Source organism: Acinetobacter sp. CAU_H_29a_1 (genome assembly GCF_058599505.1).
On record NZ_CM178655.1, the window covers coordinates 1,666,370 to 1,681,709 of the forward strand.

Annotated in this window: 8 protein-coding genes, 2 tRNA genes and 3 rRNA genes; 9 read left to right on the forward strand and 4 right to left on the reverse strand. The window is 42.0% G+C overall.

The genetic code is table 11. The features are described from left to right. Positions 1-183: 183 nt before the first annotated feature. Together AC4MDD_RS08220 and AC4MDD_RS08225 are read right to left on the reverse strand one after the other, a co-directional pair. The gene (locus AC4MDD_RS08220; protein WP_279692280.1) at positions 184-1,776 is read right to left on the reverse strand and encodes a M16 family metallopeptidase; all 1,593 of its coding nucleotides are present in this window, start codon (positions 1,774-1,776) and stop codon (positions 184-186) included. Then, a complete protein-coding gene (locus AC4MDD_RS08225) occupies positions 1,776-3,155 on the reverse strand; it encodes a M16 family metallopeptidase (RefSeq protein WP_279692279.1) in 1,380 nt (459 codons plus the stop codon). Before AC4MDD_RS08225 ends, AC4MDD_RS08220 begins: the two co-directional genes overlap by 1 nt. Before the next feature lie 195 nt (positions 3,156-3,350). Here AC4MDD_RS08225 and ftsY point away from each other — a divergent pair, with 195 nt between their 5' ends. The 9 genes from ftsY (at position 3,351) to rrf (ending at position 12,879) form a co-directional block, all read left to right on the forward strand. Continuing rightward, a complete protein-coding gene (ftsY, locus tag AC4MDD_RS08230) occupies positions 3,351-4,457 on the forward strand; it encodes a signal recognition particle-docking protein FtsY (RefSeq protein ID WP_126036255.1) in 1,107 nt (368 codons plus the stop codon). A gap of 192 nt (positions 4,458-4,649) precedes the next feature. Further along, positions 4,650-5,336, forward strand: coding sequence for a nitroreductase family protein (locus tag AC4MDD_RS08235; RefSeq protein ID WP_491882545.1), 687 nt, complete (start codon positions 4,650-4,652; stop codon positions 5,334-5,336). 172 nt (positions 5,337-5,508) lie between these two features. Next, complete coding sequence (locus AC4MDD_RS08240; RefSeq protein WP_279737847.1) at positions 5,509-6,102, forward strand: nitroreductase family protein; 594 nt, start codon at positions 5,509-5,511, stop codon at positions 6,100-6,102. A 198-nt stretch (positions 6,103-6,300) separates the two neighbouring features. Then, positions 6,301-6,963, forward strand: a complete 663-nt coding sequence (locus tag AC4MDD_RS08245; protein WP_005401243.1) for a DUF2057 family protein — start codon at positions 6,301-6,303, stop codon at positions 6,961-6,963. A 429-nt stretch (positions 6,964-7,392) separates the two neighbouring features. Then, positions 7,393-8,930 (forward strand): 16S ribosomal RNA (locus AC4MDD_RS08250). A 61-nt stretch (positions 8,931-8,991) separates the two neighbouring features. After that, a tRNA-Ile gene (locus AC4MDD_RS08255) sits at positions 8,992-9,068 on the forward strand. 68 nt (positions 9,069-9,136) lie between these two features. Beyond that, positions 9,137-9,212: transfer RNA gene (locus tag AC4MDD_RS08260), tRNA-Ala, on the forward strand. Positions 9,213-9,632: 420 nt separating this feature from the next. Beyond that, positions 9,633-12,526, forward strand: a 23S ribosomal RNA gene (locus AC4MDD_RS08265). 238 nt (positions 12,527-12,764) lie between these two features. Next, a 5S ribosomal RNA gene (gene rrf / locus AC4MDD_RS08270) occupies positions 12,765-12,879 on the forward strand. The 16S, 23S and 5S rRNA genes sit together here with 2 tRNA genes alongside, the layout of an rRNA operon. Before the next feature lie 246 nt (positions 12,880-13,125). Here the strand turns inward: rrf and AC4MDD_RS08275 are convergent. Further along, positions 13,126-13,686, reverse strand: a complete 561-nt coding sequence (locus AC4MDD_RS08275; RefSeq protein WP_195727983.1) for a lytic transglycosylase domain-containing protein — start codon at positions 13,684-13,686, stop codon at positions 13,126-13,128. A gap of 534 nt (positions 13,687-14,220) precedes the next feature. Continuing rightward, positions 14,221-15,249, reverse strand: a complete 1,029-nt coding sequence (locus tag AC4MDD_RS08280; protein ID WP_007116247.1) for an IS701 family transposase — start codon at positions 15,247-15,249, stop codon at positions 14,221-14,223. Positions 15,250-15,340 lie beyond the last annotated feature (91 nt).

Here is a 15,340-nt window from a genome sequence, read left to right on the forward strand (position 1 = left end):
ATGGTCTGATGGCATCGATCATTATGCTTATTGTCATTTTATCGAGTATTGCCTTATCTCGACCCATTTCTCCAAGCCAATTTGAAAATGTAAGTCGCTTATCTCATCAAGCGACTTTCCCAGAAACACAAGAGATGGCACAAGATCTGGTTTTGGAAAACCAGATTTCCTATATTGATTACTTTAGATTAATGCAGGCTCATCAGTTTGAACAGAATCGGGCGAAGCAGCTTCCGGCATTGGCTCCGGAGGTTCAATAATCGCAGGAATTTGATCAGGATGCGGTATGCTTTGCTTAATGTTCGGATCAAGATTCAATTCTAAAATATGTCGAAGTTGCTCTTTATCTAAGGCGTTACTGACAATCACAAGGGTAAGACTCTCAGGGTGAATATGTTTACGTATCGCATTTTGAACATCTAAAGGCGTGATTGTAGCTAAACGTTTTGGGTAGTCTGCTAAATAATTCGCATCTTGCTGATAAAACCCTATAGAGCCGAGTTGTGCATTGATGTTTGCATTGCTGCTATAGCTGTTAGGTAGGCTGCGTAACATACCGGCTTTAGTTTCTTCTAACTGCTGTGCATCAATTGGTTGATGGACAAAGTCAACTAGGGCTTTATGCGCCACTTGTATGCTGTCCATGAGCTGATCTTGCTGGGTTGAATAACTTAGACTAAAACTTCCAGCCGCTTGACTAAATGTAAAAGCACTGTTTGCTCCATAGGTGTATCCACGTTTAACGCGTAGTTCTTTCATTAAAATGGAGCTAAATCCACCCCCACCCAACATACGGTTAGCCAGTTCGAGCGCCAAACGATCAGGATCATCCCGCGTGGTTGATAGATGTCCCATGGTGACGTGGGCTTGAGTTGAATTAAATACAATATGTTGAATATCAAAGTTAGGTTTATCTTGTGGTACAGCAAGTGGCTTTGCTTCTTTACCTTGCGGAAGGGCTGCACTTATTCGTTCAGCCAGTTTCTGCGCTTGTTTAACACTGAGTTGGCCTGTCAGTGCAATATTCATATTTTGACTAACCAGAAATTCATCTCTGAATTTTTTTAAGTGCTGAGTCGTAATTTTTTTAATACTGCCATTGGTTCCCGTAATCGGTTCCGCATAAGGGTGTGAACCGTAGAGCGCACGATAGAAACGAATGCTCATCAATCGACTCGGGCTCTCTTTCAATTGCTTCTGACCTACTTGAGTATTGCTCACCATCAAACTAATACTGTTATTTTTAAAAGTAGAGTCTTTTAATACTTCAAGCATCGTACTTACCGCAGCATCTAGTTTTTTAGGGTCAGACAACGAACGCAGTCGAACCACAAACATGTCACGGTGTGCAGCTACACTAAAACGAGCCCCGACTTGTTCAAAGGCATTCGCGATTTCAACTGCATCACGTTGCGTAGTGCCTTCATCGATGAGTTGTGCCGCCATATTGGCAACGCCATATAGTCCTTTTTCTACTTCTATATCTCGTGCAGAGCCTGCATTAAAGGTAAGTTGAATATCCACCATAGGTAAGGCGGGTGACTCAACAAATAGACTTCGAACTTTGTATTTGTTTTTAAGTTCATGTACATGTGGTGCTGTATAAAGGTCGCTAGTTTGAACTTGTTTTAAGCTTTGTAGAGAAGCAATAGACTGTAATGTACGTGGGTCATCATTGCTAACACTACTTGTACTTACATCTGCAATTACATTGGTAGTGCAAAAAGCAGACATGGTAATAAATAGCAGGCGAAAGGCGGTCTTTTGATTTTTCATTATTTTGCGGCCTTCTTTTCTGGTTGAAGGTACAACGTACTTAAGTTATCTCTGATAAAAGCAGTTTGAGCAACGTGCTGAATATCTTCAGGTGTAACCGCTTCAAAATGCTGTGGAAGCTGATCCATTAGTCGATAATTCAAGCCATTCACGGCTAAGTTTCCAATCATCTTTGCTTGCCCGATAATGTCATCTTGGCCATAAATTAAGTTTGCAACAAAGCGTGTGCTAATCCGTTCAAGCTCTTGTGGTTGAACAAGTTCTGTTTTGAGTCGCTCAATTTCATATTCAATGGCTTTTTGTAGCTCAGGAAGTTCCACGCCAGTGACTGGAAGTGCAGAGATACTAAACAAACTGTCTCCACGGTTATAGGGGTCATAACTGACACTCAGTGCGGTCGCTAATTTTTTGTCGCGTACAAGGCGTTGTTGTAATCGAGAGCTGATCCCGCTATCTAACAAGCTTCGAATAAGTGTGAGCGCGTAAACATTTTCTGGATTGCTTGCTGTTGCAAGCGATTTGACATTCCAAGCCATATATAAATTTGGCACCTCAACATTGGTATTTTGCTCCATATGACGGTAGCCAACGTTCTCAAACTCAGTCACATCATTGCGTACAGGTGTTGGATGGCTTTTGATGTCACCAAAGTATTTTTGAACTTGTCTGAGGGCGGATTCTGCATTGACATCACCCACAATCACCAAGATCGCATTGTTTGGGCTATACCATTTTTGATACCACTGCTTCACGTCATCTAGACTTATATTTTGCAAGTGTTTCATGTGGCCAATGACGGGTTGACGATAGTGACTCGTGGGATACGAAATCCATTTGAAACGTTCGAAAGCGAGTGAGCGGGGGTTGTCATCGGTACGCAGGCGTCGCTCTTCCATCACCACTTTAATTTCAGGGTCAAAGTCTTGTTTCCGTAGTAAGAGATTGCGCATACGATCCGCTTCAAGCTCTAAAGCCATCGGAAAGTAAGTTTTGGGATAAAGCTGATAGTAATTGGTGTAATTGGTAAATGTTGCGGCATTTACTGTACCGCCATAAATTCGACTTAAGCGACTGAATTCGTCATTGGGGACCTTGGATGTGCCTTTAAACATCATATGTTCCAGTACGTGCGAAATACCCGTTATATTTCCAGACTCATCAGTGCTACCGACTTTGTACCAAATTTGGGTCATGACCATCGGGGAGCGGTGATCTTCACGGATAATCACCTGTAAGCCATTGCTTAAAGTGGTTTCAAAACTACTGCGGGTAAGTTCGCTGCGTATTTGTGCATGGGTGGTAATAGGTAAACAAAGTAGAGTTAAACCCAGTGCAACTAAACTTTTTTTATAAGAATGCGTGACTAATAAGTGATGCATATAAAATTTGGGCTCAGGTTGAAGTGAAGTTAAAGCATTTCAATAAATAACCATTCTTAAGAAAAATGCGAAGTAGATCAAGCGCCAGAAGTATTGATTTGTTAAGTGTTTACATAAAGTATTGTTGCTAAGCGAAAGCCTATCTTTTATGGTAGAATCCGTCTTTTTTAACGCAGTGCTTTTCAAGGATTCGGCATGCAACAGCAATCTAATGAGCAGAACAAATTTTTGATTGATGCTGATATCGGGGATGACGATGTCACACTACCAAGTTTACCTGTGGTCAATGTGCCAATCGTTGAAACAAAAGAGCAAACAGTTGTTAGTCCAGTTGTGGTTGCTGAAACAAGCGCAGAAGAAGCAGATGCATCTGCAAAAGGCGGTTTCTTTAGCCGCATGAAAGAAGGGTTAACCAAAACCCGTAAAAACCTTGCCGATGGTATGGTCAATATTTTGATCGGCGGTAAGGAAATTGATGATGAACTGCTTGAAGAAGTTGAAGAGCAGCTTCTAGTAGCCGACATCGGTGTAGATGCAACGAAAACCATTATTACCAACTTAACTGAACGTACTGCACGTGGCGATTTAATTTACTCGCACTCCCTCTATAAAGCGCTTCAGGAAGAGTTGGTGGCTTTACTAGCACCACGTGTGAAACCTTTACACATCGATCCGAACAAAACGCCTTATGTGATTTTGGTGGTGGGTGTAAACGGGGTGGGTAAAACCACAACCATTGGTAAATTGGCAAAACGTTTACAAGGTGAAGGCAAGAAAGTGATGCTTGCTGCGGGGGATACTTTCCGTGCGGCAGCGACTGAACAGCTTCAAATTTGGGGTGAACGTAATAATATTGCTGTAGTCGCACAGGGTCATGGCGCTGATAGCGCTTCTGTCATTTTCGATGCGTTTGAAAGTGCGCGTGCGAAAGGTGTTGATGTCTTGATTGCAGATACCGCAGGTCGTTTACATAACAAAGGGCATCTCATGCAAGAGTTGACCAAAGTAAAACGTGTCATGCAAAAAATCGATGCGACTGCGCCACACGAAGTTATGTTGGTGGTCGATGCAGGAACAGGTCAAAATGCGATTAATCAAGTAGAAATGTTTGATGAGGCAGTTGGTTTGACAGGCCTGACGATTACCAAGCTCGATGGCACTGCGAAAGGCGGTGTACTATTTAATATTGCCAGTCGTACGCATGTTCCAATTCGCTTCATTGGTGTTGGTGAGAAAATTGACGATTTACGTCCTTTCTCTGCAAAATCCTTTGTTGCTGCTTTGTTCGAAACAGAGAAATAAGATTGAACAGCACTGTTTTAAAGTGTTAGATCAGTCACATAAACTCCGCTAAATGCGGGGTTTATTTTTTATTCAATTTGTTTGTTTTAAAAACAAACATTTAGAAATCACGTAATGAATATAAGTGATTCTCCTGAGATTACACTAACGTCTAACACAATAGGCATCACTGTACATTTTGGGGAACACGGTATGGCTTTATTACATAAAATTGGGCAAGTTCTAACAACGGATTTAACCAAAGACTTAAAATTTAAAAAAAATCACGCAGAAGACCTAAAACAAACCACATTTATCGATCAACTAAAAAAGCGACGTAGTATTTATGTTTTAGGGAAGCGTGTGCACTTAAGTCAGGTGTATTTAGCTGAATTGATCCAAGAGGCCGTGCGAAGTTGTCCTTCGGCACATAATTCACAAAGTACTTGTATTGTGATTTTAATGGGCGATTCACATCATCACTTTTGGAATGTCGTAAAAGAAGTGCAGCGCAAGTTAGTCCCCGCGCATATTTTTGCTGGTGCAGAATTCAAGGTTGATCAATGCTCGGCAGGATTTGGTACAGTTCTATTCTATGAAGATCAGCAGATCATTCAACAATTACAAAAGAAAATTCCTTTTGATGCGGCAGAATTTCCAGTTTGGTCAGAGCAAGTTTCTGGTATGGCCCAATATGCTGTATGGACTTGTTTAGCAGATGCCGGTTTGGGTGTGTCATTACAACATTATAACCCGAGTATTGATGCTGACATTTCAAAAGTTTTTGAGATTCCAAAACATTGGCTGTTACGTGCGCAATTGGTCTTTGGTTCGATAGAAGAAAAAGTCGCTGAAAAAGAACATTATAAAGATGAAGAGCGCTTTATGATCTATGCATAATGAGACGGAATAATCTGTAGTGGTTTCTAGATCAAGTTTTGTAATGTTATGGCATATTGTTCTATTTTTAAGACACTATGTCGCTGAATTAAGCATGTTCAAATTTGAAATTATAGCTATGATGAATATGAATCACATATAACAAGATCGTGAGATCGCTGAGGAAAATAATATGTCATTTTTAGGCCACATCAAACAACGTCGTACCATTTATGCTGTTGGTAAAAATGTAGCATTAACACCAGAACAAATTGAATCTGTAATTAAAGAAGCGGTAAATCACAGTCCTTCTGCATTTAACTCACAGACTTCTCGTATTGTGACTTTGTTTGGTGAGTCGCATTTACAGTTTTGGAATGTGGTGCGTGAAACTTTACGTAAAATTGTTCCAGACGCTGCTTTTGAAGGCACAAATGCAAAAATTAATAGCTTTGCTGCAGGCTATGGTACGGTTTTATTTTATGAAGACCAAGATGTTGTAAAATCATTGCAGGAACAATTTGCGCTTTATGCAGATAATTTCCCAGTTTGGTCTGAACATTCTTCTGCAATTGCTCAATTTGCCGTATGGACTGCGTTATCTGAACAAAATATTGGTGCGTCATTACAGCATTACAATCCAATCGTAGATGCTGAGATTGCAGAGATCTTCGATATCCCTGCGAATTGGAAACTTCGTGCACAACTTGTTTTTGGTTCGATTGAAGCGCCTGCGGGTGAAAAAACATTTATGGCGGAAGCGGATCGCTTTAAAACATTCAATTAATCGCTAGTCATTAAAATGAAAAAGAGCAGAGTAGATCTGCTCTTTTTTTTGTTTAAGGATTTATCTTTAAAATATCAAAGCTTAGCAATATATATTGTAGTTGCGAATTGGTTCTAAGCTCAGAAATTGTCATAAAATTGTCATCTATACACTGCATAGTGCAACTAAACTTTAATAAATCATCGATAGAGTGTAAAAATGACCTTACGCATAACCCTTGCAACAGCAGCATTGATGTTGAGTACTTCAGTATTTTCAGCGGTGACTATTACTGCTCCAGAGGAAATAAAAATTGAAGGCTTAAATGGGCAAGAGGTTAAGAGTCGTTTATTCAGTTCTGACAACAAATATAATATTGATGCTGGTGAAAATATTATCAGTGTTCGCTATACCCAGTTTTTTGAAGAGCATCCGGGTATTGGCTCCCACGATATCGTTCGCTCAGGGATTGTAAATATTAAGACCCCAATTTTACAAGACCAACAGTCTTACCGTTTGGCACTGATCAATCCTCCGCAAAACCATGATGATGCCAAAGCTTATGCTAAGCAGCCGATCTTTGGTCTATACAATGCCAAAAATCAGTTACTGGTTGAGCAAAAGGGCAGTAAAACTCAAAATGCAGGCATTCTTCAAAATTTATTTAGCGATGCACCAACCGATCTAACTCAAAAAGCAACGACAGTGGTACAACCTGCACCGGTCTATACGTCACAAGCTGTTGTTGCGAAAGCTGGGACAGATAAACAAAAAGATTTAACAAGTTCTGGCAATGCTCAACAATTAATTAATACTTGGAAAAGTGCATCTAAATCTGAACGCCAAGCGTTTATGGCTTGGCTTGCTGAACAAGCACAGTAGCTGGTACATTCTAAAAAAAAAACAGCGTTAGCTGTTTTTTTTATTTAGATAGCGCATTTATATGGTGGATAACTTGATAATGTTGACCATAATTTAACCTAAAACGTATTTTTTGCTTTAAAAATAACCAGTCGAATGGGTTTTTTGAATTATTTATTTAAATGCACTTGCGCTGCAAATAAAACTGTATAGAATACGCAGCACACCAACGCAATGTAGTGAATAACTTAAAGCGAAGGTCTTGCTGATGACGAATCAGTAAGAGGATCATTAAGAGATTATGAAGAACAACTTGTGTGGATTTTTACTGATTGATCGATCGAAAATATTTCATTGATTGATGGTAAAAATTACTCGAAGTTTATTTGAGAAATATTTGTCAGAAAATTGATGAGCCAAGATTTGTAGCCATAAGCTACTAATGATTTTTAACTGAAGAGTTTGATCATGGCTCAGATTGAACGCTGGCGGCAGGCTTAACACATGCAAGTCGAGCGGGGAGATGTAGCTTGCTACATTACCTAGCGGCGGACGGGTGAGTAATGCTTAGGAATCTGCCTATTAGTGGGGGACAACATTCCGAAAGGAATGCTAATACCGCATACGCCCTACGGGGGAAAGCAGGGGATCTTCGGACCTTGCGCTAATAGATGAGCCTAAGTCAGATTAGCTAGTTGGTGGGGTAAAGGCCTACCAAGGCGACGATCTGTAGCGGGTCTGAGAGGATGATCCGCCACACTGGGACTGAGACACGGCCCAGACTCCTACGGGAGGCAGCAGTGGGGAATATTGGACAATGGGCGAAAGCCTGATCCAGCCATGCCGCGTGTGTGAAGAAGGCCTTTTGGTTGTAAAGCACTTTAAGCGAGGAGGAGGCTACTTAGATTAATACTCTAGGATAGTGGACGTTACTCGCAGAATAAGCACCGGCTAACTCTGTGCCAGCAGCCGCGGTAATACAGAGGGTGCGAGCGTTAATCGGATTTACTGGGCGTAAAGCGTGCGTAGGCGGCTTTTTAAGTCGGATGTGAAATCCCTGAGCTTAACTTAGGAATTGCATTCGATACTGGGAAGCTAGAGTATGGGAGAGGATGGTAGAATTCCAGGTGTAGCGGTGAAATGCGTAGAGATCTGGAGGAATACCGATGGCGAAGGCAGCCATCTGGCCTAATACTGACGCTGAGGTACGAAAGCATGGGGAGCAAACAGGATTAGATACCCTGGTAGTCCATGCCGTAAACGATGTCTACTAGCCGTTGGGGCCTTTGAGGCTTTAGTGGCGCAGCTAACGCGATAAGTAGACCGCCTGGGGAGTACGGTCGCAAGACTAAAACTCAAATGAATTGACGGGGGCCCGCACAAGCGGTGGAGCATGTGGTTTAATTCGATGCAACGCGAAGAACCTTACCTGGTCTTGACATAGTAAGAACTTTCCAGAGATGGATTGGTGCCTTCGGGAACTTACATACAGGTGCTGCATGGCTGTCGTCAGCTCGTGTCGTGAGATGTTGGGTTAAGTCCCGCAACGAGCGCAACCCTTTTCCTTATTTGCCAGCGGGTTAAGCCGGGAACTTTAAGGATACTGCCAGTGACAAACTGGAGGAAGGCGGGGACGACGTCAAGTCATCATGGCCCTTACGACCAGGGCTACACACGTGCTACAATGGTCGGTACAAAGGGTTGCTACCTAGCGATAGGATGCTAATCTCAAAAAGCCGATCGTAGTCCGGATTGGAGTCTGCAACTCGACTCCATGAAGTCGGAATCGCTAGTAATCGCGGATCAGAATGCCGCGGTGAATACGTTCCCGGGCCTTGTACACACCGCCCGTCACACCATGGGAATTTGTTGCACCAGAAGTAGGTAGTCTAACCGCAAGGAGGACGCTTACCACGGTGTGGCCGATGACTGGGGTGAAGTCGTAACAAGGTAGCCGTAGGGGAACCTGCGGCTGGATCACCTCCTTAACGAAAGATTGACGATTGGTAAGAATCCACAACAAGTTGTTCTTCATGACGATGTATCTGAGGGTCTGTAGCTCAGTTGGTTAGAGCACACGCTTGATAAGCGTGGGGTCACAAGTTCAAGTCTTGTCAGACCCACCAAATCTGACTAACAAGCATTGTTAAATGCTGAATACAGAAAAACAGAAACATTGACTTATTGATAAGCTGGGGACTTAGCTTAGTTGGTAGAGCGCCTGCTTTGCACGCAGGAGGTCAGGAGTTCGACTCTCCTAGTCTCCACCAAATTTCAAGACAAGAAAAGCATGCTTTTCCTTGAAATTTAAGCAAGAAGCTATGCTTCGCGCAGATAGGTTGGATTACAGAAATTAGTAAGTAGATAACTTATTAACTTCTGTGATTTATCACAGTTTCCTGACCTGACGAAGGCTGGAAAAATCATTAACAGAATATATTTGAGTTGAAATAATTTGTTCATACTCGTTTTTAAGATCGACATTAACAGTGATTTATTACTGATTGATGAAGATTGAAGAAATGAGTTACTAGCGAAATTAACTGAATCAAGCGTTTTGGTATGTGAATTGAATTGAAGCTGTACAGTGTTTAAGTACACAGAACAACAAACTGTAAGGAAGTGATGAGAAATCATCATAGACTGTCTTAATCCTACTTGTAGGGATTAACGACTGTTTGGGGTTGTATAGTCAAGTAATTAAGTGCATGTGGTGGATGCCTTGGCAGTCAGAGGCGATGAAAGACGTAATAGCCTGCGATAAGCTCCGGGGAGGCGGCAAATATCCTGTGATCCGGAGATTTCTGAATGGGGAAACCCACCTGTCATAAGGCAGGTATCGTATGATGAATACATAGTCATACGAGGCGAACGAGGGGAAGTGAAACATCTCAGTACCCTTAGGAAAAGAAATCAATTGAGATTCCCTCAGTAGCGGCGAGCGAACGGGGAAAAGCCCATTAAGTCATATCAGTTTTAGTGGAATGCTCTGGGAAGTGCAACCATAGTGGGTGATAGTCCTGTACACGAAAGGGCTGATATGATGATGTCGAGTAGGGCGGGGCACGTGAAACCTTGTCTGAATATGGGGGGACCATCCTCCAAGGCTAAATACTCCTGACTGACCGATAGTGAACCAGTACCGTGAGGGAAAGGCGAAAAGAACCCCTGTGAGGGGAGTGAAATAGATCCTGAAACCGCATGCATACAAGCAGTGGGAGCCGACTTGTTCGGTGACTGCGTACCTTTTGTATAATGGGTCAGCGACTTACATTCAGTAGCAAGGTTAACCGCATAGGGGAGCCGTAGAGAAATCGAGTCTTAATAGGGCGTTTAGTTGCTGGGTGTAGACCCGAAACCGGGTGATCTATCCATGAGCAGGTTGAAGGTTGGGTAACACTAACTGGAGGACCGAACCCACTGTCGTTGAAAAGCCAGGGGATGACTTGTGGATAGGGGTGAAAGGCTAATCAAACTCGGTGATAGCTGGTTCTCCCCGAAAGCTATTTAGGTAGCGCCTCGGACGAATACCATTGGGGGTAGAGCACTGTTTCGGCTAGGGGGTCATCCCGACTTACCAAACCGATGCAAACTCCGAATACCAATGAGTACTATCCGGGAGACAGACTGCGGGTGCTAACGTCCGTAGTCAAGAGGAAAACAATCCAGACCGCCAGCTAAGGCCCCAAAATTATAGTTAAGTGGGAAACGATGTGGGAAGGCATAGACAGCTAGGAGGTTGGCTTAGAAGCAGCCACCCTTTAAAGAAAGCGTAATAGCTCACTAGTCGAGTCGGCCTGCGCGGAAGATGTAACGGGGCTAAAACTATATGCCGAAGCTGCGGATTTGCAATTTATTGCAAGTGGTAGGGGAGCGTTCTGTAAGCCGATGAAGGTGTATTGAGAAGTATGCTGGAGGTATCAGAAGTGCGAATGCTGACGTGAGTAACGACAATGCGAGTGAAAAACTCGCACGCTGAAAGACCAAGGGTTCCAGTCCAACGTTAATCGGGGCTGGGTGAGTCGACCCCTAAGGCGAGGCCGAGAGGCGTAGTCGATGGGAAATTGGTTAATATTCCAATACTTCTATGTAATGCGATGAGAGGACGGAGAAGGTTAAGTCAGCCTGGCGTTGGTTGTCCAGGTGGAAGGTTGTAGGCATGTATCTTAGGCAAATCCGGGGTACTGTATGCTGAGAACTGATAGCAAGCTGTACTTGTACAGTGAAGTGGCTGATACCATGCTTCCAGGAAAAGTCTCTAAGCTTCAGTTACATAGGAATCGTACCCGAAACCGACACAGGTGGTCAGGTCGAGTAGACCAAAGCGCTTGAGAGAACTCTGCTGAAGGAACTAGGCAAAATGGTACCGTAACTTCGGGAGAAGGTACGCTGCCGACGGTGATAGGATTTACTCCTTGAGCTATTGGCAGCCACAGAAACCAGGCCCCTGCAACTGTTTATTAAAAACATAGCACTCTGCAAACACGAAAGTGGACGTATAGGGTGTGATGCCTGCCCGGTGCTGGAAGGTTAATTGATGGGGTTAGCGTAAGCGAAGCTCTTGATCGAAGCCCCAGTAAACGGCGGCCGTAACTATAACGGTCCTAAGGTAGCGAAATTCCTTGTCGGGTAAGTTCCGACCTGCACGAATGGCATAATGATGGGGGCGCTGTCTCCAGCAGAGACTCAGTGAAATCGAATTCGCCGTGAAGATGCGGTGTACCCGCGGCTAGACGGAAAGACCCCGTGAACCTTTACTGCAGCTTGACATTGAACTTTGATCTTACTTGTGTAGGATAGGTGGGAGGCTTTGAAACCGAGACGCTAGTTTCGGTGGAGCCAATCTTGAAATACCACCCTGGTAATATTGAGGTTCTAACTCTGTCCCGTTATCCGGGACGAGGACCATGTCTGGTGGGTAGTTTGACTGGGGCGGTCTCCTCCTAAAGAGTAACGGAGGAGTACGAAGGTGCGCTCAGCGTGGTCGGAAATCACGCGTAGAGTATAAAGGCAAAAGCGCGCTTAACTGCGAGACCCACAAGTCGAGCAGGTACGAAAGTAGGTCTTAGTGATCCGGTGGTTCTGTATGGAAGGGCCATCGCTCAACGGATAAAAGGTACTCTGGGGATAACAGGCTGATACCGCCCAAGAGTTCATATCGACGGCGGTGTTTGGCACCTCGATGTCGGCTCATCTCATCCTGGGGCTGAAGCAGGTCCCAAGGGTATGGCTGTTCGCCATTTAAAGAGGTACGCGAGCTGGGTTTAGAACGTCGTGAGACAGTTCGGTCCCTATCTACCGTGGGCGTTGGAAATTTGAGAGGATCTGCTCCTAGTACGAGAGGACCAGAGTGGACGAACCTCTGGTGTACCGGTTGTGACGCCAGTCGCATCGCCGGGTAGCTATGTTCGGAAGGGATAACCGCTGAAAGCATCTAAGCGGGAAGCCTACCTCAAGATAAGATTTCCCTAGGACTTTATGTCCTCTAAAGAGCCGTTGAAGACTACGACGTTGATAGGTTGGATGTGGAAGCATAGTGATATGTGAAGCTGACCAATACTAATTGCTCGTGAGGCTTGACTATACAACACCCAAACAGTTGGTGTTGTGGTTCAAATCACTGCAAACAACTTGATTTAGTTATAAAGCTAGATACATGAGCGAGGAATAAACAAACATTAATTATGTTTGTCCGAGCGCAAGACATAAAGCTATGCTTTATGTTAAAATCAACTCAAATATACCTGTTAATAACTCATTTGATGAAAGTTAGGCATACACAATGTGTAAATAAGACCCAACGAATAGTCATAAACAGTTGTGCTGGCGACAATAGCAAGAGTGAACCACCTGATCCCTTCCCGAACTCAGAAGTGAAACCTCTTAGCGCTGATGGTAGTGTGGAGTTATCCATGTGAGAGTAAGTCATCGCCAGCTCATTAATTCAAAATCCCCCTCCGCTAATCGCAGAGGGGGATTTTTTTATGCAAGGAAGGTTAAAAATATAAATAAAGAATTATTAAGTGGGAAATGAGAAGACACGGCTAAAAGATAGCCTTTAAAATTTAATAGGGAAAAATAAGAAGAAGTAAACAGATGAAAAGAACCGAAAATAAGCTATCTATAAGGGTCTAAATGCTAAAAAGCTAGTATTTACTGACTTTTATGTCATATTTAACAAGGTCACAGAGCACCTTTTAACGTTTCTTGATGTGCTTTAACCTGTTTGGCATATTTCTTTCCTTGACGCTTCATTTTCCAGCTCGAATGGTATCCTGTTGGACCGACATTATAATAAGCCAAAGCTTTGGGCCAACTTTCTGCTTTTTGGTTATAGTTAGCGAGAATATAGGTGCCACAATTAATATTATTAATCTCTTCAAATAAATCACCAGGGCAGGTTTGTTGCCAATAGCGTGGGATAACTTGAGTAAGTCCAATAGCACCAGCAGGGGAAACAGCATAATTTCTATAGCTAGACTCTTGTCTTATGACTGCTGCAACTAGTAATGGATCCACATTGTAACGATCTGCACTTTGTACAATCATAGGTGCAATACGTAGTGCTGTAGTTGGTTCAACAGCATATGCCTTTTGAATGCCGTTGGCTAATTTTGCTGAACGCTTTTCTACGGAACCGCCACCAAGTGATGCACAACCAGTAAATATTAAAGTTGTTGTTAAAATTAAAACAGATTTAGCTTTAATATGAGATGTTGGCAAGTATCGTTGATAATTCAGCAAACTGTATATCCATTGGTATAATGTCTGAGAAGATCATATTGAGCTGTGCAATTACAGTCAAGTTGAGACAGAAGGTACTATTTTATGGTTTTGTTAAATCCGTACTTTATTTAAGCGAAATAGAGGCGATTAATCAAAAGTCTAGATTTTTATGCGGTGAGTAGAGCCACTTGCAAAGACAGTTTTGTCACATAACCCCAAAGTATTTAAATTTTCCATAAGTGATTGCATGGATAAGTAAAAAATTTCTATTGCTTATAATAAATAGCCTAAGCAGAGGCTAAGCATCTAAATTTGTAAGACTGGCTATTCTCCAAATATTAGGGTGGAAATTAGGAGGATATAAGGCCTAATGTAAAGACATAACTGACGACTGATAAAAAACTTTTAAATTTCAAAAAAGAGTGATTTACACGCAACAGAAAATAACATCAACTATTTGTTTTATGCTGATAATTATCAATACTATTAAAAAATACAGTGAGGGTGCATATAAAATTAAAAGCATTTATTTAATATAGGACTTACGCACTATTATTTATAGATTCTCTGTGGTAGCAGATGATTTTTATCGAGAATAAAGTCATCAATGAAGTTTTTGATAACTGGTCTAAATAATTTCTTCTGCCAACGATATACATTTTCAAAGATCCGCTCAAACTGGTTCTTTTGTATCTCGACGTAGGCCATCAAGGCTGAAAAAATATGATTCAAAATCAGTTTAGATCGTCTTACTTGAAACTTTTCAATATGACAAACCTGTTTAATCACCCGGTGATATTGCTCTATTTTCCAATGACTTGAATGTAATTCATGAAAACCCTCAAAGGACAATAAATCATCTTCATCTTGATGCACAATATAAAACCTCTGCTGTTCTTTTAACTGAGTCTTAAATAATTGTACAAAGCCAAAATCTTTGAGCCAGACCACTTGACCCTGATGGAAATTTGGCAATAAACGCAGTTGAAACCATTGTCCTTTTTCTGGGGAAACCTTACGGTTACAGTCGATACCAAACATAAATCGAATACCATATTTTCTTATGGTTTTTAGATTTCCAGTCGATGAATACCAACTATCACCTGTAATAAATTGAATCTTTGCACCCCAACTGAGTACTTCACTTAACATATCCATAAAGTAATCATTCTTGGTTTTACTTTCAGATTTGTCATAAATTCGGAAATTAATTGGAATATTTTGACCATTCTGATCTGTCGCATACAAGGTAATGAGATTAATACCCTTGACGGATCGGTGGTGTTTGCCTGACCAAAAATAGCTAACCAAGTCCATATGTTGACTATAGGGTTTATCTAAAACAGTATCATCAATACTGACTATAAGTTTATTATTATCAATATGTTGAATTGCTTCTTGATATAGGTCGTGAGGTGTGTAGTCTTCACGTTCTAGAAAGCGATTTACACTATCATGCGAGATGTTATAAGTCTCGGCAAGTTGTGTGCAGCTAATAGAGTTCGGTTCTGTCATGAGAAAGCCCATATAAATGGGTAATGTACAAGTTGCTGTAGAAGCATGTTTAATTCGTCTGATCACAGATACTTTATAAAGTATTTTAATACTTTTTTGAATCCGTCAATGCGTAAGTCCTATAATATTAAGCTTGCTTAATAGCATGAATTTAAGT

Coding starts and splice junctions, on each gene's coding strand:
- AC4MDD_RS08235 (WP_491882545.1), top strand. CDS start 4,650: ATGGCTTTATTACATAAAATTGGGCAAGTTCTAACAACGGATTTAACC.
- AC4MDD_RS08220 (WP_279692280.1), bottom strand. CDS start 1,776: ATGAAAAATCAAAAGACCGCCTTTCGCCTGCTATTTATTACCATGTCT.
- AC4MDD_RS08240 (WP_279737847.1), top strand. CDS start 5,509: ATGTCATTTTTAGGCCACATCAAACAACGTCGTACCATTTATGCTGTT.
- ftsY (WP_126036255.1), top strand. CDS start 3,351: ATGCAACAGCAATCTAATGAGCAGAACAAATTTTTGATTGATGCTGAT.
- AC4MDD_RS08245 (WP_005401243.1), top strand. CDS start 6,301: ATGACCTTACGCATAACCCTTGCAACAGCAGCATTGATGTTGAGTACT.
- AC4MDD_RS08225 (WP_279692279.1), bottom strand. CDS start 3,155: ATGCATCACTTATTAGTCACGCATTCTTATAAAAAAAGTTTAGTTGCA.